Annotated in this window: 15 protein-coding genes; 5 read left to right on the forward strand and 10 right to left on the reverse strand. The window is 56.7% G+C overall.

What is annotated here, in order from left to right; genetic code table 11:
- Positions 1 to 17: 17 nt before the first annotated feature.
- From AVCG78_RS10950 to uraD, 4 genes are all read right to left on the reverse strand, one after another.
- On the reverse strand, positions 18 to 4022 hold the full coding sequence (locus AVCG78_RS10950) for a non-ribosomal peptide synthetase (protein WP_156582851.1): 4005 nt from the start codon (positions 4020 to 4022) through the stop codon (positions 18 to 20).
- A 1192-nt stretch (positions 4023 to 5214) separates the two neighbouring features.
- Positions 5215 to 6249 carry a glutamine synthetase beta-grasp domain-containing protein gene (locus AVCG78_RS10955; protein ID WP_015916816.1) on the reverse strand — a complete coding sequence of 345 codons (1035 nt, stop codon included), beginning with the start codon at positions 6247 to 6249 and terminating at the stop codon, positions 5215 to 5217.
- A 189-nt stretch (positions 6250 to 6438) separates the two neighbouring features.
- Complete coding sequence (locus AVCG78_RS27460; protein ID WP_457548397.1) at positions 6439 to 6873, reverse strand: hypothetical protein; 435 nt, start codon at positions 6871 to 6873, stop codon at positions 6439 to 6441.
- A gap of 162 nt (positions 6874 to 7035) precedes the next feature.
- Positions 7036 to 7545, reverse strand: a complete 510-nt coding sequence (uraD, locus tag AVCG78_RS10965) for a 2-oxo-4-hydroxy-4-carboxy-5-ureidoimidazoline decarboxylase (protein WP_071584772.1) — start codon at positions 7543 to 7545, stop codon at positions 7036 to 7038.
- A 213-nt stretch (positions 7546 to 7758) separates the two neighbouring features.
- Here uraD and AVCG78_RS10970 point away from each other — a divergent pair, with 213 nt between their 5' ends.
- Entirely contained in the window at positions 7759 to 8805 is a 1047-nt protein-coding gene (locus tag AVCG78_RS10970) for an NAD(P)-dependent alcohol dehydrogenase (RefSeq protein ID WP_071203741.1), read from the forward strand.
- 133 nt (positions 8806 to 8938) lie between these two features.
- On the opposite strand, the gene AVCG78_RS10975 is transcribed toward AVCG78_RS10970, so the two are convergent.
- Both AVCG78_RS10975 and AVCG78_RS10980 read right to left on the reverse strand, forming a co-directional pair.
- Entirely contained in the window at positions 8939 to 9463 is a 525-nt protein-coding gene (locus AVCG78_RS10975; protein WP_015916820.1) for a DUF992 domain-containing protein, read from the reverse strand.
- Between the two features lie 183 nt (positions 9464 to 9646).
- Positions 9647 to 9814 (reverse strand): CsbD family protein, encoded by a 168-nt coding sequence (locus AVCG78_RS10980; protein WP_015916821.1) that lies wholly within the window; start codon positions 9812 to 9814, stop codon positions 9647 to 9649.
- Between the two features lie 590 nt (positions 9815 to 10404).
- Here AVCG78_RS10980 and AVCG78_RS10985 point away from each other — a divergent pair.
- Positions 10405 to 12285 (forward strand): sensor domain-containing diguanylate cyclase, encoded by a 1881-nt coding sequence (locus tag AVCG78_RS10985; RefSeq protein ID WP_071204892.1) that lies wholly within the window; start codon positions 10405 to 10407, stop codon positions 12283 to 12285.
- Between the two features lie 104 nt (positions 12286 to 12389).
- Here AVCG78_RS10985 and puuE read toward each other — a convergent pair whose 3' ends face one another.
- The 3 genes from puuE to AVCG78_RS11000 all read right to left on the reverse strand — a co-directional run bounded on the left by puuE (position 12390) and on the right by AVCG78_RS11000 (position 15754).
- On the reverse strand, positions 12390 to 13310 hold the full coding sequence (gene puuE / locus AVCG78_RS10990) for an allantoinase PuuE (RefSeq protein ID WP_071204893.1): 921 nt from the start codon (positions 13308 to 13310) through the stop codon (positions 12390 to 12392).
- Positions 13311 to 13391: 81 nt separating this feature from the next.
- Positions 13392 to 14099 (reverse strand): DUF1045 domain-containing protein, encoded by a 708-nt coding sequence (locus AVCG78_RS10995; protein WP_015916824.1) that lies wholly within the window; start codon positions 14097 to 14099, stop codon positions 13392 to 13394.
- A gap of 401 nt (positions 14100 to 14500) precedes the next feature.
- Positions 14501 to 15754, reverse strand: a complete 1254-nt coding sequence (locus AVCG78_RS11000; RefSeq protein ID WP_071204894.1) for an NAD(P)/FAD-dependent oxidoreductase — start codon at positions 15752 to 15754, stop codon at positions 14501 to 14503.
- Here AVCG78_RS11000 and mnmD point away from each other — a divergent pair.
- Complete coding sequence (gene mnmD / locus AVCG78_RS11005; protein ID WP_071204895.1) at positions 15753 to 16496, forward strand: tRNA (5-methylaminomethyl-2-thiouridine)(34)-methyltransferase MnmD; 744 nt, start codon at positions 15753 to 15755, stop codon at positions 16494 to 16496. The genes AVCG78_RS11000 and mnmD overlap by 2 nt on opposite strands.
- A gap of 38 nt (positions 16497 to 16534) precedes the next feature.
- Here the strand turns inward: mnmD and AVCG78_RS11010 are convergent, their stop codons facing one another.
- Complete coding sequence (locus AVCG78_RS11010; protein ID WP_174089695.1) at positions 16535 to 20350, reverse strand: PAS-domain containing protein; 3816 nt, start codon at positions 20348 to 20350, stop codon at positions 16535 to 16537.
- Positions 20351 to 20757: 407 nt separating this feature from the next.
- On the opposite strand from AVCG78_RS11010, the gene AVCG78_RS11015 reads away from it, so the two are divergent.
- Together AVCG78_RS11015 and AVCG78_RS11020 are read left to right on the forward strand one after the other, a co-directional pair.
- Positions 20758 to 21081, forward strand: a complete 324-nt coding sequence (locus AVCG78_RS11015) for a hypothetical protein (RefSeq protein WP_015916828.1) — start codon at positions 20758 to 20760, stop codon at positions 21079 to 21081.
- Between the two features lie 308 nt (positions 21082 to 21389).
- Complete coding sequence (locus tag AVCG78_RS11020; RefSeq protein ID WP_071204958.1) at positions 21390 to 22838, forward strand: DEAD/DEAH box helicase; 1449 nt, start codon at positions 21390 to 21392, stop codon at positions 22836 to 22838.
- Positions 22839 to 22915: the final 77 nt, after the last annotated feature.

The following is a 22915-nucleotide window of genomic DNA, read 5'->3' on the forward strand; positions in this document are numbered from 1 at the left end:
TGCTGGAACCTGTCGGATTAGGCAAACCGCGACACACGCTCAATCTTGACCTCAGTCTGGGGCCGGCGCAGGACCAGGAATTCACGCAGCAACTCGGCCTGAACGACCGCGCTGATATGGGATGCCGGTTCGATATTCAGCATGTCGTGGTGGTTGCAAGTCATGTCGCGCAGGTAAACCCTGCCCCCCACATGCGGCAACCAAGTTTCCGCATCGTAGTTGAGGATGGTGTTCAGCGCATCGCTGCCCGCACTTGGTTCGGCGCGGAAGAAATGCACATCGGCATCGATCTTGCCCGGGGTAAAGCGCTGGGCAATTTCCAGATTGTGGAGGATGGTTGCCTTGGCGCGTTCGACGAAATCCGGATCGAACTGGTGAACCTGCTCCAGCAGGACATGGTTGTCCGTATCGAACATTTTCAGCACGAAATCGCCAAGCTCGGCCAGCGATGGCTTGTCGCCTGCCGCCTTTTCGTCGAAGCCGAGGAACCCAAGGGCTGCCCGCGCCAGCGTCGCATCGTCCTGCAATTGGGCAGCAGGCTTGAAATGGTAGCTGTCCATCATGCCCAGGAACGCGATAGCCTGGCCTTCCGCCTGCAATTGCCGGGTCATTTCATGGGCAATCAGCCCGCCCAATGACCAGCCCAGCAGATGATATGGCCCCTGCGGCTGGATCTTGCGAATCCGCTGCACATAGAGCGCAGCCATGTCCTCGATAGAGCGAGGCAGGGCAGCGAGATCATGCAACCCATCCGATTGCAGGGCATAAACCGGCACATCTTCACTCAAATGCTGCGCGAGCGAGAAGAAGCTCCAGCCCAGGCCCAGCACCGGATGGATGCAGAACAGCGGCGGACGCTCGCCCTTGGCGCGGATGGCCAGCACCGGCTCGATCAGCGGTGAACCAGAGCTTGCCTCATCCAGATGCACGGCCAAGGCGGCAATGGTGGGCGTTTCGAACACGGCACCAAGCGGAATTTCGCCTTTCAACCGGCTGCGAACGGCGGAAATCATTCCAGCGGCAGCCAGCGAGTCGCCGCCGAGCACGAAGAAACTGTCGTGAATGCCGATCTGCTCCAGACCGAGGATCTCACACCACAAGGCGGCAAGCCGCTTTTCGGCATCGGTCCCCGGCAGGGCAATGCCTTCCGTCACCGTCCATTGCGGTACCGGCAGCGCGTGGCGGTCGGTCTTGCCATTGGAATTCAAAGGAATAGCGTCCAGCACCACATAGGCTGCCGGGATCATGTGAACGGGCAGAACCTTGCCCAGCCGCTCCGAAAGATCAGCAGCATCCAAGGAGGCACCCTCGCCTACCGCACCCTCTCTGGGAACCACATAGGCAACCAGTCGCTTTTCGCGGCCCGGATCGTCGCGCAGAATAACGACGGCTTCACGCACCTGCGGCAGGGCGGAAAGCGCCGCCTCGATTTCGCCCGGCTCCACCCGGAAGCCGCGAATCTTGATCTGGTGGTCGTTGCGACCGAGATAATCCAGCACGCCATCGCGCCGCCAACGTACCAGATCGCCGGTCCGGTAGATCCGCTCGCCTTCACCTGCGAAAGGATCAGCCATGAATTTTTCCGCTGTCAGGTCCGGGCGGTTCAGGTAGCCCTTCGCCACGCCCGCACCACCGATATACAGCTCACCGATGAAGCCGGGCGGCACTGGCTGGCAATGCCGATCGAGGACATAAACGCGGGTGTTCCAGATTGGCCGGCCAATTGGCGCACTGTCGAGATCGCTGCCCAAAAGCGGCATGTTGGTGGACCAGATCGTGGTTTCCGTCGGTCCGTAGACATTGAGAACCGGGTGGCCGAGCCGCGCCATCTTATGGGCGAGATCAGCGGGCAGCGCCTCGCCACCCACCAGACTGCGCAAGCCCGTCAGTCCCTCATGATGATCGGCCAGCAAGGCCCGCCACAAGGACGGCGTCGCCTGCATGATGGTAATGCCCGCACTGCGGATCAACCCATGCAGCACTGCCGGATCGCGCACTTCCGAGCGTAGCGCGATCACCGTGCGCGCGCCTGCCAGCAACGGCAGATAAAGCTCAAGGGCTGCAATATCGAAGGAGATCGTCGTCACGGCCAGCAACCGGTCTTCGCTGTCCAGTTTCAACAGATCCTGCATCGACAACAGGAAGTTCATCAGGCCGCGATGCGGAATTTCCACACCCTTGGGCCGACCAGTCGAGCCGGACGTAAAGATGATATAGGCCGTGTCGCTCAGCGACGGCCCCTTCGGCAGGTCGCGTCCCTGCCGTTCCAGAGGCTTGTCGAGGAAGATCAGATTGTCGGTGGCATCAGGGAGATTACCCGCCACTTCCTCTGTGGTGATGACGCAGGCTGGCTGCGCATCCTCCAGGATCATCGCCACCCGCGAGGCTGGATCAGCCGGATCGAGCGGCAGATAGGCGGCACCGCTTTTGAGCACCGCCAGCAGCGCCACAACCATGTTTTCAGACCGCGGCACAGCCACAGCCACCAGAGAACCGGGTACCGCGCCCTTTTCCATCAGATAGCCAGCCAGATGATCGGAGGCGGCATCCAGTTCACCATAGGTCATCTGGCGACCGCCAAAGGATAGCGCTACCGCATCCGGCGTGCGTGCCGCCTGCGCCCGGAACAATTCGGGCCACGTCTGATCAGGGAGCTTGTGGGACGTATCGTTCCAGTCGGTCAGAATTTCCTGCCGCTCCCACTTCGACAGCAGGCTGAAATCGCGCAGGGGCTGTTCAGGCGTCGCGAGGATCTCTCTCAACATGCGGGTGAACCGCGCCTCGTGATCGGCCAGCTCTTCCAGCGTATAGAGCGCCGGATTGGCATCAAAATCGATGCGCAGGTCGCCATTGTCACCACGGTCATAGGCGAAGATGGTGAAATCCGTCATCGTGCCGTTCGAAAGGTTGTGCACGGTGGTTGGCTGTCCATCAAAGCGCAGATCGTAGTCGAAAGGCTCGATATTGACGCCCAGCCAGGCAATCTGCGCATCCTGGCGGACCATGCCGAGATCGCGGCGAATATCCTCATAGCGATAGCGCTGATAACGCAGCGCCCGGCTCATCTGCTGGGAAACCTGACCGGTCAATTCGCGCCAGGACAGGTCCGGCGTGATTGAAAACCGCAGAGGAACCGCATTGGCGGTCATGCCCGGAATGCGGCGCATCGTCTGGCTGATTCGGGCCGTCACCATGGTGACCATGGTCAGCTCTTCGCAGTCGGTCGCCTTGGCGTAATAGGCCGCGACCAGGGCAATCAAGGCCTGTGGCACGCTGGCGCCAAAGCCACGGCTGATCTCAGCAAGCGCCTTGACCGTCTGGCGATCGATGACCGTCGTATGGCGCAGCAGGCCACCGGATGGCTCGCCTTTCTTCTTCATCAAGGTCACCGGCTCCGGCAGACCCTTCATCTGCTCCGACCAATAGGCCTTGTCGCGCTGGAAATGCACCGAATCGCGGTAGGTGCGCTCAAGCTCCAGCAATTCCTGCGGAGAACCGCAATCATAGGGCTCCGGCTGGTTGCCCTGGGCCAGCGCCGAATAAATATCGGCCAGCCGCCGGGCCAGCAAGCCGCCAGAGAACCCGTCCATGATGATATGATGTGCCCAATGATACCAGACCCATTCTGTGGCCCCGAGCTTCAAAAGTGAAGACCCCCAGAGATTGTCATTGGCAAGATCGAGCGGCTTAGACATCTGCTTGCGCATCCAGTCCATGGCGCTTGCGCCAGGATTGTCAGCACCGCTGAAATCGATCACGTCAAAGACGCCGCAATAGGCCGCCATGACAACCTGATGCGGCTGCCCTTCGATTTCCTTGATGCGAGACCGTGTGACAGCAACATCATCTGACAAGCGGCGCAACGCCTGGCAGAACAGTCCTGGATGAACGGGACCGTGAATTTCGATGGATTCAGCAAGGACAAAGCTCAGATCGGCGGGAGCTACCTTTTGTTTGACCCACAAGCCTGCCTGCGCAAGAGAAACCGGAAAAACCTGCTCATGTCTGCCTACAAAAGACATTGAAAAACCTCACTGAAATATCGGCCAAAACCAGAAAACAATCAAAAAGCAAGCACAATCAAACGATTGCGATGCTAGGAAACGCAAAAACTGCCACTCAAAATAAAGCACATCAGCATGTCATGAATTCAACTGCTCAACACAAATTAGAAATACTTAAATACAAAACAATAAAACCAAATTGTCGCGAAACGATACAATCACGAATAAAAAGAACACAGATTTTGCTATAAAATTCACAAACTATATACAAATCAGGCGCACAAGCCTGAAAACGTGAGACAATGAAAACAGCACACGGCACGTTTGTAAAGTGTCCGACTTGCAATAACCCGTAAAAATCAACGAAACAGAACGGGGATGGACTTTGCACTTAATGCCGAATTAATCGCCCAAAAGTAGAAAATTCAACAAATGCGCGCTTAAATTTCTATTTCTATCCAATTAAGTATACAAACCGAAGATGAAACAATTTTGACACTCTAACGGATAGATATAGTGCTCCAAAAAGAGATAAATAATACAAAATATACATAAACAAACATAGGCAGGAATTAAATGCGTTAGCATATCACTTTTTTGACATAAGATAATTTTTATACATAAAAACCCCTCATATTAAATAGTAAAATAATTTTCTCCGCCAATTTTCACAAAAACTAATTCATCCGTTATTGGCATATATCAAATTACGATATTTTAAAATAAAGACCAAGCATGATATTCAATGGATACGCGAACAATATAGACAGGATTGATATTATTAATGCATCAACAGAGGCCAAAGCCTTAAAAATTCTAGGGTTAATCCGAGATTCCAAGACAACACTATAATCTAAAGTGGATACAGATTGACTTAAATCTGTTCTGGATCGGGAAATGATGCAGTCTTCATTTTAAAATCGCCCGACCGTATTCACTTGAGCGTTGAATACTGATTACAGCATGTAACGGCGCTTTGACCGAATGATCGAGGGTCACAGAAGACCACACCGATATTCACCTATATACGAAGGCCCGAAGATGCTCCCACATCCTCTCCTTCAGAAAAAATCAAATACATCAATGGTTTGAAATATTCACACCATCTTCAAGACAAGGACGCATCGGCGCCTACAGTGTCCTGGTACACGATATCAAGAGCGCTTGCGCCCAGATCCGATGGATCAAGTCTGGGCGCAAGCAGAGAGGATCAGGCGGCTTCAGACTTTGCAGCCGGAACTTCTGCAATCGTCTTCAAGACCTGGGAAGCGATCTGGTAAGGGCAGCCCTGCGAGTTGGGGCGACGATCTTCCAGATAGCCACGATAGCCATTGTTGACGAAGGAGTGCGGAACGCGGATCGATGCACCACGGTCAGCAACGCCGTAGGAGAACTTGTTCCATGGAGCGGTTTCGTGCTTGCCTGTCAGACGCAGGTGGTTGTCGGGACCGTAAACGTCGATATGCTCTTTCCAGTTCTTGGCGAAAGCCGCCATAAGCGCTTCGAAATAGTCCTTGCCGCCCACTTCGCGCATGAACTTGGTCGAGAAGTTGCAATGCATGCCGGAACCGTTCCAGTCGGTATCGCCAAGCGGCTTGCAATGAAACTCGACATCGACGCCGTATTTTTCACACAGACGCAGCAGCAGGTAGCGGGCCAGCCAGATTTCGTCAGCGGCCTTTTTGGAGCCCTTGCCGAAAACCTGGAATTCCCACTGGCCCTTGGCCACTTCAGCATTGATGCCTTCATGGTTGATGCCAGCAGCCAGGCAAAGATCCAGATGCTCTTCGACGATTTCGCGCGCGACATCGCCGACATTCTTGAAGCCGACGCCGGTGTAATAAGGACCCTGCGGCGCAGGATAGCCATTTTCCGGGAAGCCGAGCGGACGGCCGTCCTGATAGAGGAAATATTCCTGCTCAAAGCCGAACCATGTGCCTTCGTCTTCCAGAATGGTGGCGCGGCTGTTGGAGCTATGCGGGGTGACGCCATCGGGCATCATCACTTCGCACATCACCAGCGCACCATTGGTACGGGCCGGGTCGGGGTAAACAGCAACAGGCTTCAGCACGCAATCCGAGCTATGGCCTTCGGCCTGCTGGGTGGAGCTACCGTCGAAGCCCCAGAGGGGTAGCTGTTCGAGGGTCGGAAATTCAGCGAATTCCTTGATCTGCGTCTTGCCGCGCAGGTTCGGGACCGGCGTATAGCCGTCCAACCAGATATACTCGAGCTTGTACTTGGTCATTGTCGATCTCTCATAAGTCCAGCGCCTCGCATCGGGCGCACCCTGGGGGTGATTCTCCGGCGGTCCGGGAGTCGATAAATAACAAGCAGGAACCATGCCAAACCCGCAAAAACCACCTTGCGACAGGCAGAAAAAACGCGAGTCATATTCAAAACACCTTAAAAGCCACGGGTTTTTAACGGTTTTGTGTCAGATTGTCCGACATGCCACCGCCTTCTCAATGCGCATTTGCAAAATAAAAGGCAGCAATGCCCGGTGGATAGCAGCGATAGCGTGAAAAAGCAGCCAAAAATGATTTATTTTTGGGCAAATTGCACTTTCTGTGTGCATTTTAGCTGAAAAAATGCTATGAGATTCATCCGGGCGGAGGAGCTCGAGGAACAACGAAGGGCAGTAGCGATGACAACGGGCCTTGGTCGGGAATCGGCAAAAATCTACGAATTCCCAGTACATAACACGCAAAGACTGCGTGAAATGCGTGAGCGCAATCTCCATAAGCAGGTGATCCTCGAAAGCGGAGCCGCCAGCTGGTATCACGAAGCGGCGATCCGCGAGGCGGAAGACGCGCTCAAGCAGTGACGTTTGGGCAGTGACGTTTGGCAACACCACAATCAGCAGGATCATGCTGCATGACCCTGCTTCGGCTGCGCGCCAGAGTATGTCAGGTTCAGAGTGAACCAGACATACTCTAGCTTGTCTTGTTTTCGTTTGTCTTTTCGGGAAAACCGGGTTCCACTTTTCCCTGACAAACTTTAAACGCGCGGCCCACTCATTCCTGCCCGGCACTCATTCTTGACCGGCACTTTCGGCTGGCAGCATTGCTTCGAGCCGAAGGCGGGCGATTTTTTCGACTTGAAGGCAGGCGGTTGAAAACTCTGTTTCGACGCTATTGTCGATCCGGGCCTCAAATGCGGCCAGAATGTCGTCTTTCGTCAGGCCCTTCACGGCGATGATGAATGGAAAGCCGAATTTTTCCATATAAGTACTATTGAGCGCTGTAAAACGTTGATGTTCAGCCTCGGACAGGCGATCAAGCCCGGCGCCAGCCTGTTCGCTGCGGCTTTCCTCTGTCAATTCGCCTGCAATAGCCAATTTTCCCGCCAGATCCGGATGCGCCCGCAGCACATCGAGCCGCTCGGCTTGGGTTGCTGTGCGAAATATCGCACTCATTCCATCATGAACGCCAAGGGCAGTCAGAGGTTCGTCAATAAAACCGGCATCGAAAGCGCGCTCGGCAATGAACGGTGAATGTTCGAATATCCCGCCGAATTGCTCAATGAAATCCTGTCGCTGCATCGGCTCACCCCTGTTTTGATCTGCAATCGATAGCCAATATGCAACGGGTTGGAAAGAGCCGGATTTTCGGAAGGCCCGCCGAATATTCACGGTAGATGTTGAACACACCCGCCAGACACCTATCTAAGGAGCGGGCTGCCGTTCCCAACGGCTTTTCCGTGCCCTTCCCAATTACAGTACCCATTCCTCCCCATGACAAAAAAGGAGCGCCGCATGCCAATCGCAAGAGGTTATGCCGCAACCGACGCCAGCAAGCCGCTGGAACCCTTCACTTTTGAGCGTCGCGAACCCAATGATGACGACGTGGTGATTTCTATCAAATATTGTGGTGTCTGCCATTCCGACATCCACCAGGCCCGCAATGAATGGGGCAATTCCGCATTCCCCATGGTGCCCGGTCACGAAATTGCCGGTGTCGTCACCGCCGTTGGCGCAAACGTGTCGAAATTCAAGGTCGGCGATCATGTCGGCGTCGGCTGTTTCGTCGATTCCTGCGTTCATTGCCAGGAACGTGATGTGGATATCGAGCAATATCTGCCCGGCCTCGTCCAGACCTATAACGGCGTAGACCGCGACGGCAAGACGGCAACTCAGGGCGGCTATTCCGACACGATCGTCGTGAAGGAAGGCTATGTCCTGTCGATCCCGGACAATCTGCCACTCGACAAGGCTGCCCCATTGCTTTGCGCCGGTATCACGCTCTATTCGCCGCTGGCCCACTGGAAGGCTGGCCCGGGCAAGAAGGTTGCCATCGTCGGCATGGGCGGTCTCGGCCATATGGGCGTCAAGATCGGCGCGGCCATGGGCGCGGAAATCACCGTGCTCAGCCAGACCCTGTCGAAGAAGGAGGATGGCCTGCGTCTCGGCGCCAGCCATTACTATGCGACCAGCGACGCCAAGACTTTCGAAACGCTGGCCGGATCCTTCGACCTGATCATCTGCACCGTTAGCGCCGATATCGATTGGAATGCCTATCTCAACCTGCTGAAGGTCGATGGCACCATGGTTCTGCTCGGTGTTCCGGAAAAGCCGGTTCCTGTGCATGCCTTCTCGCTCATCCCCGCCCGCCGCAATCTGGCCGGCTCGATGATCGGGTCGATCAAGGAAACCCAGGACATGCTGGATTTCTGCGGCAAGCACGGCATCACCTCCGATATCGAGCTGATCGATATCAAGGATATCAACACGGCCTATGAGCGGGTGTTGAAAAGCGACGTGCGCTATCGTTTCGTCATCGATATGGCGACGCTGGCCGCCTAGGCGCCCTTGTTGCAGTTTGTCTTTTCGGGAACCCAACTGGCCATTTTTCCCTGACAAACTCTAACGGCGAACAAAAACATCCCCCGGCGAAGACCGGGGGATGCACAAAACCTCACATAAAATGAATATCAGATCAACGCGCAGGCTTCAGTTGCAGGCGTGAAATCCCGGCTGCGACGTTCAGACCCGTTCCGGCCTCCGCGCTGAGCGGCTGCAACCCGAAATTCTTGTTGCTACCGCCAACCAAGGCGTTGGCGCCAAGGCCGATACCCACCGAGGCTCTCGCTGATGCGCCGACATAAGTTCCAGCCAGAGCGCCCTGGCGTGTGGTGGTCGGATTGATGTTATAAACGATCCAGCGGATGTAGCTCTTGCCGGTAATACCGACATCCAGGCCCAGCTTGCCGATAGAGCCGCTATAGCGCTCAACTTTGCCAGAACGCTGCTGGAAATCGCAGGTCACTGTTCGGCTCGAGCCGATCAACATGCCGATGCCGCCTGCAACCTCGCAGGACAAGGTGCCCAAACGTTCCTTCGGCTGGGTCGCCGTCATCTGGGAGGCAGGGTGACGCGTGCTATTGTGATGGGTATTTGCTGCATTGGCGACCGAAGCCGCCCCCATCGCCGCCACCGCGACCAGAGCAAAAACTGTTCTCATCGAACATTCCTTTCCGCTGTTGCGGACCGTTTCCGGTCCCCTTTCGCAAGGTAGTAATCCACCTTGACTGAATGTGTTTCACCGGCAGCCACGCGGCGTGGCTACCGTTATTATCGTACAACGCCTGCGGGCGATGATGCTGAGCATCTTCAAACCCGTGAGACTTCGAGCATGATAATTCGTTTACTTGAAGGCATCCTTGGCCTTGCCAACGGTGGACTGAATCTTGCCAGCGGCCTTGTCCATCTTGCCTTCGGCTTCGAGCTTCTTGCTGCCCGTTACCTTGCCGACGGCTTCCTTGACGCTGCCCTTGGCTTCCTTGGCGGCACCTTCGATGCGATTCTTGTCCATAGTTTTCGTCCTTCTCTTGATTAAGGAAGACCGTTGTTGGTGTTCCGGCAGTGAAACGTGCGGCCGGAAAAATTGTTCACCAGTCATTAAAAGAAATTGAAATTGTTTGGCTCGCTATAGGCGGGTAAAATAGTACAGATCCTACCGTTGGATGCAGACATATTTATTCAATGTACAAGTTGAGTTCGAACATAACCATAGGGAAAGCGGCGATCTCTTACAGATTATATCTTGAATGAAGAAGGAAGGATTGCGGATCAAATCCAAAACTTGAAAGCTATGATCGCGGCCACATGCAGAATACCGGGTAATTCCCGGAACCAATTGCGATTTAATGAGAAAATTATCTATTATTTTCAATAGATTAAAATCGTCTTATGGGGCTTGCAAAATGCATGAGGCCATAAGCGCAGGACGGTTCTCCCGGCAGGAATTGCTTGCACTTGTTTTAACATTTTTTGCTTTAAAATGTTTTTCCAAGTGTAAATTTCAAATTTTTATCATTTTATACGTTTGAAAGAATACGAAATATTTTTTTAATAATTGCTCTCTTAATATAATATTGATCTACTGCAAGAGAAAACCAGACCATGAATGTCATGCATATCGCATCGAAAAATCCCGCCCAACATCTGGTTATCGCGGGTGGACTTGCAATATTTCTGGCATTGACGATCTGGTCCGAGGTTGCAAACTGGACGGCCCAGGTGTCGCGGATGAATTCTTATCTCGCGCAAACGGCAAGAGCGATTGCCCAGCATACGGACGATGTGATCGAAGTGGCCAAGCAACCGCTGGCTGGTCTGGTCTTCGAAGTGCAGGAAAACAACAGCAAAAGCGTTTTGCAGAGCCTGGACCTGGTTCGCAGGATGCGTGAGCTTATCAAGACGTCACCCTATTTGCGCAGTTTGGCCTATATCGGCCCAGATGGTCGGCTGATTGAGTCGACCTCCGATCCGTTTTCATCGGGTCTCGATCTTTCCAGCCGCAGCTATTTCAAGATCCATCAAACATCCACGGAGTTGCAACCATTTGTCGATGGACCCTATCAAAGTCCGTCGGTCAAAGACTGGTTCATTACCCTGTCCCAGCGGATGAATGATGATCGGGGGCAATTTGCCGGCATCATGGTGGCGACCATTGATGTCGAAAGCTTCATCCGGTTTTTCCGGAGTTTCAACATGCTGGACAACGGTGCCTTCGCGATGATGGATGGCGCCGGGCGGGTTCTGGTGCGTGCGCCCCTGGATGCGACGGCCATGGGCACCAGCATCGCCGATTCAGCTTTGTACCGAAACGCTATTTCGACAAGCAACATTGGAAATTTTCAATATACATCGCGATTTGACGGCATATTGAGAACCTCTGGCTATTATAAAAGCAGCAATACACAGATCACCGTACTTGTCGCTGTCTCCAAAAAAGCTATTCTTTGGTATTGGATAGACATCAGCAAACCCCGATGGATCTGTTTTATCGTCGCATTGATGGTCGCATGCGCGTTGGGCATCCGCTTGAGACGGCAATGGGCATTGAAGCGCCGCGACGAGATGATTATTGCCGCACGGGAAGCGGAGTTTCGCCTGATTGCCAATGCCTCATCCGACTTGATCGAAAAACTGGATGACAACGGTATCCGCGAATATGTTTCCGCAGCCGCCAAATCTGTTCTCGGCGTGGAGGCCGATACGATTGTCGGACGCAGCGTGTTGGACGAATACGATGCCGAGGCCCGGCAATACTGGTCAGAGGCGCTCGCCAACATTGCCGCCGGTTCATCAATCGAACGGCTTGTGTTCCCGAGGATTAAAAAAACCGGTGAGATCGCCTGGCTGGAAACCGTGATAACCCGGGTTCGCAGCTTCGATATCAGCAGCGGCATGGTTGCCGTAACCAGGGACGTTACAAGTCAAAGGCTTTTGCAAGAAGAGCTGGATCGGCTTGCCAACACGGATGAATTGACGCAGCTTTCCAACAAACGTCACTTCAACAGGCAGCTGAAAAGTCTTTCCGCCGAGGCACGGACGGTGGGCACTCCCCTGTCACTGCTTGTCGTTGATGTCGATAAATTCAAGCTGTTCAACGATACCTATGGTCATCTGCCGGGTGATAATTGCCTGCGGAAAATTTCGACGGAAATTGCCGCTGCAATCCGTCCCGGAACCGATCTTGCCGCGCGCTACGGTGGAGAGGAAATCGTCATCCTGCTGCCGGGAAAAACCGCAAGCCAGGCACACCAAGTGGGCGAGGAGATCCGCCAACGGATCGCCGCCCTGGAGATAATCCACCAGAAAAACCTGCCCTGGGGTCATGTGACCGTCAGCATCGGCGTGGCGGAACAATCACCTGCGCATGATGAAACAGATGAAGCTCTGTTTGTGAAAGCCGATAAATGCCTCTACACGGCCAAAAACTCCGGTCGCAATAAAGTCGTCTCTTTCGATGAGAATTTGTCAGCCGCGGCGGCCTGAGGCTGTCGCGACTCATTTTCAATATCTCGGCCCTCTGATGTATGTGAGGTATTCATGCCGAGGATGCGTGAGCACTTCCATAGCTGTTTCGGTTATTGTCCCTGTTACCATTCAGGCTTGTGATGGGCGTGCCAGTGCTTGGCAATATCAAGGCGAGTCGGCGTCCAGACCTTGTCATGGGACAGCACGTAATCCAGAAAGCGCTTCAGCGCCGCCGCCCGGCCCGGACGGCCAACCAGTCGGCAATGCAGGCCGACGGACATCATTTTCGGCGCGCCCTCTGCGCCTTCCTGATAGAGCGTGTCGAAGGCATCCTTCAGATAGGTGAAAAACTGGTCGCCGGTGTTGAAGCCCTGCGGCGTGGCAAACCGCATGTCATTGGTTTCCAGCGTATAGGGAATGATCAGAAACGGTTTGCCATTCAGATCAGGCACCCAGAAAGGCAGGTCATCGGAATAATTGTCGGAGGAATAGAGAAAACCGCCCTCCTCCATCACCAGCCGCAGCGTGTTGTCGGAAGGCTTGCCCTGATACATGCCATAGGGGCGCTCCCCCGCCACCTCGGTATGCAGGCGCACCGCTTCCAGAATGTGCTGGCGTTCAATCTCCTCGGGGAAATCCTTATATTCCAGCCAGCGATAGCCATGGCTGGCGATTTCCCACCCCGCCTCCTTCATCGCCGCCACCGCGTCCGGGTTGCGGGCCATGGCCAGCGTGACGCCATACACCGTCACCGGTATATTGAGGGCCGTAAACATCCGGTGCAACCGCCAGAAACCAGCACGCGACCCATATTCATAGATGGATTCCATGTTCAGGTTGCGCTGGCCGGGCCATGCCGCCGCACCAACGATTTCCGACAGCAGATTTTCGGAGGCCGGGTCGCCGTCGAGAATGCAACTCTCCCCACCTTCCTCATAATTGATGACGAACTGCACCGCCACACGCGCCTCTCCCGGCCAGCGGGGATAAGGGGTACGGCGACCATAGCCGATGAGATCGCGGGGGTAAGTTTCAGTCTTCATAGCTGCTACCTTCTGGTCTTGTGACAAGAAACGGTAAGCAACCCTGCCCTTTTTGTCGAGAGGGCATACAGCATCGTGAGATCAGGCGATCTTGCGCGCCGAGACCCGCCCCATCGGATGCAGCGAATGTACCACCAGAGGTGCACCCGGCTCGCGCTCGATAAACAGCGCCAGATTGGCAAACACGACAGGGTTTTGCAGCAGCGGCGCGAAATAGTGAGTCGCCGCCTGATGCAGGCGATCGCGGTGGCTGAGCGGCAAAGGCCCGGTCAGGGGCATGTAGAAACGGTATTCATCCAGCACATGCGGATCACCCCAGCGGTAGAGATTTGCAAATTGCGGCGCGCTGAGCCGTTCGGGCGCCATGCGTTCAATTTCGGCATCGCTGAGCGGCGCGCGGAACCGGTCGAAATTCTGTACCACCAGCGCCGCCACCCGGTCTAACTGGTTGGACGGATGTGTCAAAGTCAGACCGCAGAAATCACCGAGCTTCGCCACTTCCAGTCCCGGCAGTGCGAAAGGTTCGACAATGCCGGCGAAATGCATCAGTTCACGCAGCAACTGGGCTTCGCTGACCTCAGGATGTAAGGCAAACGGCGCTTTCAGGCAGCCATGGAACCCATTTCGACGCGGCAAGGCCGTATGAAAGGCAATCTCGTGCAGGCCAAGCCCTGCCAGCCCCGGATGTTCGACCGGCTCATCGGAATAGACATTGCGTCCCAGCCAGCTGGCGGCTGCAAGCGACAGCGGGTCACGCGCAGAGGGTGTATAGCAAATTGAATATCGCATGCGGGTGACCTCCGGCAGCGACGAGCGTCTGCAAAGACGCGCCAGGAACGCTGCAAATCTTATAATGACTGCATTACGGCATGCTCGACCAAACTGATCCTGTCACACGCATCCTTAAACCCGATGGATTTGTAGATTTATGCAACGCATTCAAATCGGTACAACGCCTTGCCTGCATTCTGCCAAACGCATGGCGCTGTCATGCAAAACAATCGAATCGACCATGACCGATAGCCCGCATGCGCAGTCAGATAGGGGATTTGCATGACACTATGACGAAAGTGACCGAGCATCAGGTTCACTTTTTACGCGAGATCACAGGAGGGTGATGAGAAGCGACCTCGGATTACGCAAGGCTCGACGCTTGAAATATTTTTAAAAGCAATATCAAGGCCGGTTTATCAACCGACCGGGTTTTCCAACGGTGGTTCCAAGGCTTTATCAGCAATACGGGAGGCGATCTGCAGATGATGGGCAAGCGTGAAACCATCAGGCATATCCGTCTCGCCACCGAAAATCGGCTGTAACGCCTGCTGCGCCAAGCTATGCGCCAGCCCGAAACTGATCTTGAAGCCACCGGTCAGCGCAATCAGCCTGGGATGATCGGGATGCGGCCCCACCATGGGATCCCGGTCTATCGACTTGGGCCGCAGTCCGGCCCAGCGCTCCACCACCGGGGCATCCCCCAGCATCGGCACCAGCCGGCGGGCCTTGGCAATCAGGGTTTCAAGCTGGTCGTCGGTGGTCAGGGGCGCATCCCAGCGATTTTCGCTGGTGCTGCCAATCGCCACATGCCCACCTTCATGCGGCACGGCATAGACGCCATCCAGATAGACCAGCGGCAGCGCAGGATCGACATCGGCCTTCAGCAATGCCGCCTGCCCTTTGACCGCCATGCCGAGCGGCAGCACTCCGATCGGGCTAAAACCGTCCAGCAGTGGAAAACTCCCCACACCGGCTGAAACGATCACATGGCCGAAGGCAATCCGGCTTGTATCCGCCAAGTCTGCCCATTGCTGGACCGGATCGATGGCCCTGACTGCCACCCCCTCAATGATCCGGCAATGCGGTGATGCGACAAGGCCCGCCTTCAGTGCGGCCGTCAAACCGCGCGGCGACACCCGCGCCGCCAGCGTGTCATGCACCAGACCGGCTTGCGTGACAGCACGATCCGGCCAGCCATCACCAGCCGGGGAATGATCGATAACCTTCCAGGCAAATTGCCGGTCACCGGTTTTCCAGGCGGTTTCGGCGTCTTTTTCGTGCCGTTTGGCAATCACCCGCAGATGTGGCTTGGGCAAGGGCATCAGCCGCCCGGACCGCCGATAGCCCACAGCAATACCGGTCTCTGCCTCAAGCTGCGCCGCTTCCGTCTCCAGTGCTAGCAGCGCATCGAACTGAAACTGCTTCTTGCGATCCCATTTGTCCGGCATATAGGGCATGAGTGCGCCCAGCAGCCCGCCACTGGCACCACCCGCTACCCGACCGCCATCGACCAGAACCACATTCAGCCCAGCCAGAACCGCAAAGCGCGCCGCCCAAAGGCCCATGATGCCGCCGCCGACCACCAACAGATCTGCCGCGAGGCTATGGGACGCGCCTTTTGGGGACAAGAGTTGACCGGAGACCGAAGCCGTCCTATCGCCTGTCTTCATGACCCACTCCACTTCCAATCCCGATCCGATGCCTGACGCCGAAACGGCACACACCCAGCCTCTCAGCTGGCAGGACGGCGATATGCCCTATTCCACCGCCTTTGGCGACCATTTTTACTGCCAGACCGATGGCCGCCTGGAATGCGGCCATGTTTTCCTCGAAGGCAATGCGTTGCCGCAGCGCTGGATCGGCGCGTCTTCTTTTCGCATCGGCGAGCTGGGTTTCGGCACCGGGCTAAACGCGATGGAAACCTGGCGTCAATGGCAGGCGACGCGCATGCCGAGCGGACATCTGACCTTCATATCCTTTGAGCTTTATCCGATGGCGCGCGCCGATATCGACCGCGCCCTGTCGCGCTGGCCGCAAATCGATGCAGAGCGGCAAGGCTTGCTGGCGCTGTGGCCGGATGAGCCGCAAGGTCAAGTCCAGCTCGACCTCGACGCTCAGACCCGGCTGATCGTGGTCTGCGGCGATGCGCTGGCCTCGCTGCAAGCCTGGTCCGAACCATTCGACGCCTGGTATCTCGATGGTTTTGCCCCATCCCGCAACAGCGCCATGTGGTCGCTGGAGCTGATGACGCGGCTCTATGAGCTGACAACGCCCGGTGGCCGCTTCGCCACCTATGCCGCCGCCGGTTTCGTACGCCGCAACCTTATCGCCGCAGGTTTCACCGTGGAGCGCCGCCCGGGCTTTGCCGGCAAACGAGAAATGCTATGCGGGACGAAGACGAAGCCGTCGTGATCTCAGATACGCTGTCATCGACCGGATCGGCCCCACGGTTACAGTGCCGTCTGCCTCGCACCGAGATCCTCTGTCATCACCTGTGGCTGCGTCACCGCTGCGGCGCCCCCTAACCAATAGGCAATGCAGTCCTGGAGACGGTCGGGACTGACAGGCTTGAGCACGAGATCATCAAGACCGGCTTTATGGCAGGCCGCCTTGTCATAGGTGGAAAGATCGCCCGCAAGACCGATCAGCACGGTCGGCGCGGTCTGTGGCTGTTGGCTTTCCTCGGCACGGATCTGCCTGACCATATCGAGCACCCGCGCCCGATCCTCAACGAGATCGATCAGCATCATGCCCGGCTGCCATTGGCGCCAGAGGGCAAGCGCCTCGCTTTCCCCCTCCACGCAGGCATGGCCAACCCCCAGCGCTTGCAAGGCCTGATGGAAAAAATGACGCTCCGCTTCACCGGCATCCAGCACCAGCAGATCGATCTGCTCCTGCTGCATCACACCCGACGACATCAGAGCCACTTGCTCTCCGTCCGAGATCACAGGCGCCTCAGCCTCCGGTTCCGCCCTCAACCCGGAGACAGCGCCGCGCCGCGTGCCGCGCAACACATCGATGACAACATTGCGCAGCAGGTTTTCACCCACCGGCTTAGTAAGCTGCGCTTGAATATTCAGCCCATCGGCCATTCTGTCGAGATTGAAGGGCGCATCCGCCGCCAGCAGGATGATCGACAGCGGATCGAACCGTCGATCACCGCGGATCTTGCGCACCAGATCCAGCCCGCCGCCGCTGCGCCGGCAGCAATCGATCACAACCACCTCAATCGGGCTTTTCTGGCTCTCGGCCTGTTCCAGCACGGCCAGCGCCAGCGCCGGATCGTTAACCGCCACGCCATCGAAGCCCCAACGGCAAAGCTGGTCATTGAGAATGCCGCAGCTGATATCATTGCTTTCAAAACCCAGGACCCGGGCACCGCGCAGATGAAAGCCAGCAAGGCTCGGCAGTTTTTCAGCCGCCATTGCAAAGGGCAGATTGACAGTCACGGTGGCACCTCGACCGGGCGCGCTTTCCACCCCGATCGTCCCGCCAAACAGATCGACAAGCCCACCGGCAATCGAAAATCCGAGACCCGCCCCATCCCGGTGATGCAAAGCCCCGTCATTCATCTGGGAAAACTTGGTAAAGGCCATCAGGCATTGCTCCGGCGTCATGCCATGGCCGGTATCCTCGATCCGCAGAACCAGCCATGCACGGGCGCGGTCACTCACCTCGGCATTCGTTTCAGAAATAGGATCTCCGTGGCTTTGGAGCGTGACGTCCAGATCCGGTTCTTCCTGGCGCAAACCGAGATCGACCAGCACATGGCCTCTGTCGGTGGCCCGGATTGCCTCCCCCAACAGATTGGTGAGAATCTGGCGGAACCGACCCGCATCGCCCGCCAGCATATGGGTCAGCCTGCCCTGACCGCGCACCAGAATGTCCACATCCTTTTCCGCGGCACGCCCAGCCATCAAGGTCACCACATCCTCCACCGCCGCCAGCGGATCGAAAGGAGCCGACCGCAAGGACAGGCTCCCGTCATCGATCTTCGAGAAATCGATGATGTCATTGATAATGGTCAGCAGCGAGCGCCCGGATTTGACGATCACATCGACAAAGGTCTTTTGCCGGGCATCGAGATTGGAAGACAGCAGCAATTCCGTCATGCCCAGCACGCCGCTCATCGGCGTGCGGATTTCATGGCTCATATTGGCCAGGAACCGAGATTTGGCCTTATCCGCCGCCTCGGCCTGCGCCGCAAGCGTGGTCAGCTCCGCCTCACGCTGCTTGGCCTCGCTGGCATCGCTGATCACAAACAGCCAGCGGTCCTCGGCGCTGACAATCGCCTCGATACTGCGCCAGGCACCATCGCGCCGTTGCACCACGACGCTGGCGGAGGTGTCAGCGGACATCCTTGATCGCATCCGGTCGAGAAACGCCGTTGGATTGTCGCCGAAATCGCCTCGCTCGGCGCAGTAATCGAAAAGCTGGCGCCAATCCGCCCCTGTGCGCACCAGATGCGGCGACACGTTCAATATTTCCGCCAATTTATCGTTGCGGTAAAGGATACGGTCCGTCTGGATGACACACAGCCCCTGGGCCATGTGTTGGGTAGCCTCTTCCAACAGCTTGCCGACATCCTGCAGCCGGGCACGGGCCTCGTCTATCTCGCGCTCACGCAAGCGCTGCTCGGTATAGTCAGAGAAAGTCAGCATGATCTGGCCATCGTCCAGCGGCGATGCCGTAATCACGATATGCCGGCGATCCGAAAGCGTCACCTCGGTTTGCCGCGCCGCCGTCAATGTCCGCAATTCAAGACTATAGGCGGCGATCCGGCTTTCCGGGTCGATGCTATTAGGATCAGTGCTGGCGTCATCGTCGGCGTTGAGTGGCCAGCCATTGGCATGGGCGTGGCGCAGATAATCCGCGAAACTTGTGCCCGTCATGGCCTGGTCTTCAGGCCAGCACACCATATTGCGTGCCATGAGGTTGGAAAAACTTAAACTCTGATCGGCATCGAGGATGATCACCCCGACCGGCATGGTGCGCAGAATGGCCTCTATATCGTCGTAGAGCTTTTCGGCATGCGCCTTGGCTTCGCGCAATTGTCGTTCGCCGATCTTCAGCAGCGAAACATCCGCCAAAGTCCCGACGATATAAGGCGCGCCATCCTTGGTCTCGATCCGCTTCAGGCTGGTCAGCAAGGGCACGGTGTCGCCATTGGGCATGATGATCAGCTGTTCGCGCTCCGTCGCACATCCAGTTTCCAGGACCTCGATATTCTCCTGGCGCAGGGCCTCGCCTTCGGCAGGAAACATCTCGTCTTCGCGCAAGCCATAAAAGCGGGTCCGGTCGCCACCCAGCATTTGTTCATAAGCGGCATTGGCAAACACCAGCCGCCGGTCGCCATCGCGCAGAAAAACCGGCTCCGGTACATTTTCCAACGCTGCACGGTAAAGAGTACTTTCGCGCTCATAGGTCTGCGCCTCGGTGACATCGGTATAAAGCAGCAGAAACTGACCGTTTTCCAGGCGGTTGCCCCGGGCCGAAATCACCCGTCCGTTCGGCATGGCGATCTGGCATGGCTCTGGTTCGTCTATCGACGCGGCAAGGAATTGGCCGGATGTATCCTCCCCACTCCCATCCCACCCCGCACCTCCGATAACGTCGAGAACCGCCTGAAAATTCATGCCGAACTTCAGCTCGACTGTTGTCTCACCCAACATCCTGGAGAAACTGGTGTTGAAATAGACAATATCGAGCTGCGAATCGAGAAGCAGCACGCCAAGCGGAATGAGATCGAGAAGCATGGCATAATCGGCGGGCAGGCAGGCACCAGGCGCCCCATTACCAATACCAGCGCTCCCACCTTGAGACGCGGCATCTCTGGAGATTTCAGCCATGGCAGAAGGCATCTGGGCGCCGGATGGCGGCGGCTCTTTCTTCCAGCCCCGGCTCTTGACCCGGCCAGGCCGCTCGCGAAACACCCCGAACACATAGGGCATCTCGTCTTCGGTGATGAAGCGCTCGATCTGCACCCGGCAATGCTGGCGGCCGCTGTGATCGAAACACAGGGCCAGATGTTCTTCCGCAAACACCAGCGCCCGGCGCTCGACATCCTCCCAGGCCAGATCTTCCGGACGGTCCGTCAGTTCCCCCGCCCGGCGCCCGAGAAGGTCTTCGAGATCCGCCCCGAAAAATGCGGCAAAGGCGGGATTGATGGCAACGAAACGAAGCTCGCTATCCTTGATGAAAGCGGGCACATCAAGCCTGGCGATTTTCTCGCACGCTATGGTGAGCAATCCGCCTTCTATCGGCAATGGAATCCCCTTCGTTGCCCGAGCCGCCTGCATCACGGATGAACCTCTCTGTGCCCTTTTCCGCCGTGGAAACAACCCTATCACCAGGCAAAACACAAAACAAAGCGCCTTACTGAAAAAATCCTGTCAATCTCCTGTTTCACAAAGCTTTTTACCAGCACGGGCAGCACCGTGCGCAAGACAGGGCCGAGCGCCCAGTCTTTGTGGCGGAGACGCGGCACGCCAACCGGCAATCTTATAAAATATTTTTTAAGTTCAATATCTTATAGCATTTACTCTTGTGGCGTCCGTCGCTTTAAATGACGATAATTTAATCTTGGCTCCACAATTCCATCATTAATCTGCCCGTTTTCAGGATCATCTTCATACCATTCTCTTCGGAGAAAAAGTTCTGAAAGGATCAAACCATGTCCGTATTTCGCATGAGTATGTCTGCGGGCCTTGTCGCCACTCTCGTAGGTGCCTCGCTGATGGCGACGGCCCCTGCCGCAGAGGCCCATGACCCGTTCTGGGGTGGCGTCGCAGCCGGTGCCGTCGGTGGTATCGTCGGCAGCGCCATCGTCAACGGAATGGATGGGGGACCGCGCTATTACCGGTCCTATGACCCACCACCACCGCCCCCACCGGTTTATCGGACCTATTATCGTCCGGTCTATGCGGCGCCCTGCCATTTCGAGCGGCGCTATGATGAATGGGGCGACAGCTACCGCGTTCAGGTCTGCCCCCGGTAAATGATCTGCCGCCCGTCACCCAGACGGGGTTTATAGTAGAAATATTCAGCGCCCGCCCGTCCATGATGGGCGGGCGCTTGACATTTGGCCGCAAAACGCGCAAAAGCGGCGCAAGCTTTCAGCCTTCCGGCCGCCGCGTGAGCGCGCCACTGCATTCCGGCTTTGCCTATTTCGGCACTGTCATGCAAAAAAGGTATGGGTGCTTCATATATGACCGCATCAGCGGTCAAACGCACCGAAAGTCGTTTCCAACTTACAAGTTCCCAATTCACGCGGGGTTCTTGACGCCAAAGACCGCTATAATCGCAATGAGGCGATCGTGGCTCAGTGTCTTGGCGCCCCGAAAGGTTTATGAATTGACCAGTTTTAACGAACTTGGCCTCTCGCCGGCTGTTGTCGCCACGCTGACCCAGCTTGGCTTCGAGACCCCTACCCCCATCCAGGCGCAGGGTATTCCGGTGGTGATGGCCGGTCGCGACCTGATTGGCCTTGCCCAGACCGGCACCGGCAAGACCGCTGCCTTTGGCCTGCCGATCATTGAGTTGCTGATGAAGGATGAACGCCGTCCCGACAATCGCACCACCCGCACGCTGATTCTTGCCCCAACCCGAGAACTCGTCAACCAGATCGGCGACAATCTGCGGTCCTTCATTCGCAAGACCCCGATCAAGATCAACCAGGTGGTTGGTGGCGCATCGATCAACAAGCAACAGCTTCAGCTGGAACGCGGTACCGACATTCTCGTCGCCACCCCGGGCCGGTTGCTGGACCTGATTTCCCGCAATGCGATTTCGCTGCGCGCCGTCACCCATCTGGTGCTGGACGAAGCCGACCAGATGCTGGACCTGGGCTTCATCCACGATCTGCGCAAGATTGCCAAGATGGTTCCGGCCAAGCGCCAGACCCTGCTGTTTTCGGCCACCATGCCGAAGGCGATTGCTGATCTGGCCGGTAGCTTCCTCAACAACCCGGTCACTGTCGAAGTGTCGCCTCCGGGCAAGGCCGCCGACAAGGTCGAACAGTATGTTCACTTCGTCAACGGCCAGAACCACAAGACCGAGCTGCTGAAGAAGACCCTTGCCGATCATCCCGATGGCCGTTCCATCGTTTTCCTGCGCACCAAGCATGGCGCGGAAAAGCTGATGAAGCACCTGGAAATCACCGGTTTCTCGGTCGCCTCCATTCATGGCAACAAGAGCCAGGGCCAGCGCGAGCGCGCCCTGAAGGGTTTCCGCGATGGTTCGATCCGCACGCTGATCGCCACCGACGTTGCCGCCCGCGGCATCGACATTCCGGCTGTCAGCCATGTGTTCAACTATGATCTGCCGGAAGTGCCTGACGCCTATGTCCACCGCATCGGTCGTACTGCCCGTGCTGGCCGCGACGGCATTGCCATCGCCTTCTGCGGTCCTGATGAAGCCCGCCTGCTGCGCGACATCGAGCGGCTGATGGGTATCGAAATTTCTGTTGCCAGCGGTGAAGCTCCGGCTGACCGTGGCCGCCCTGCCCGTCCGACCCGCCGCGCAGGTGGTGCAGGCGCCGGTGCTGGCAACCGCAACCATGGCAACCCGGCCCGCAAGGATGGTCGTCCGCAAGGCCGTGGCCCGCGTGAAGAAGGTGATGGTGGCGAACAGCGTTCGGCCCGCCCGGCCAACCGCAACAAGCCGGCCAATGGCCGCCCGGCCCGCCGCCCAGACCGTCCACGTCAGGACGGCCCGGCCCGCGCCGGTGCAGGCGGCCAGCGCCGCGAGCGTTAAGCGTCCTCTGTGATTTTGCGAAAGGCCGGTTTTTCCGGCCTTTTTCTTTGGCCAGAAGAGATGAAACAGGGCTGAAA

Source organism: Gillisella vitis (genome assembly GCF_021559775.1).
In the GTDB taxonomy this organism is placed as follows: Bacteria; Pseudomonadota; Alphaproteobacteria; order Rhizobiales; family Rhizobiaceae; genus Allorhizobium; species Allorhizobium ampelinum.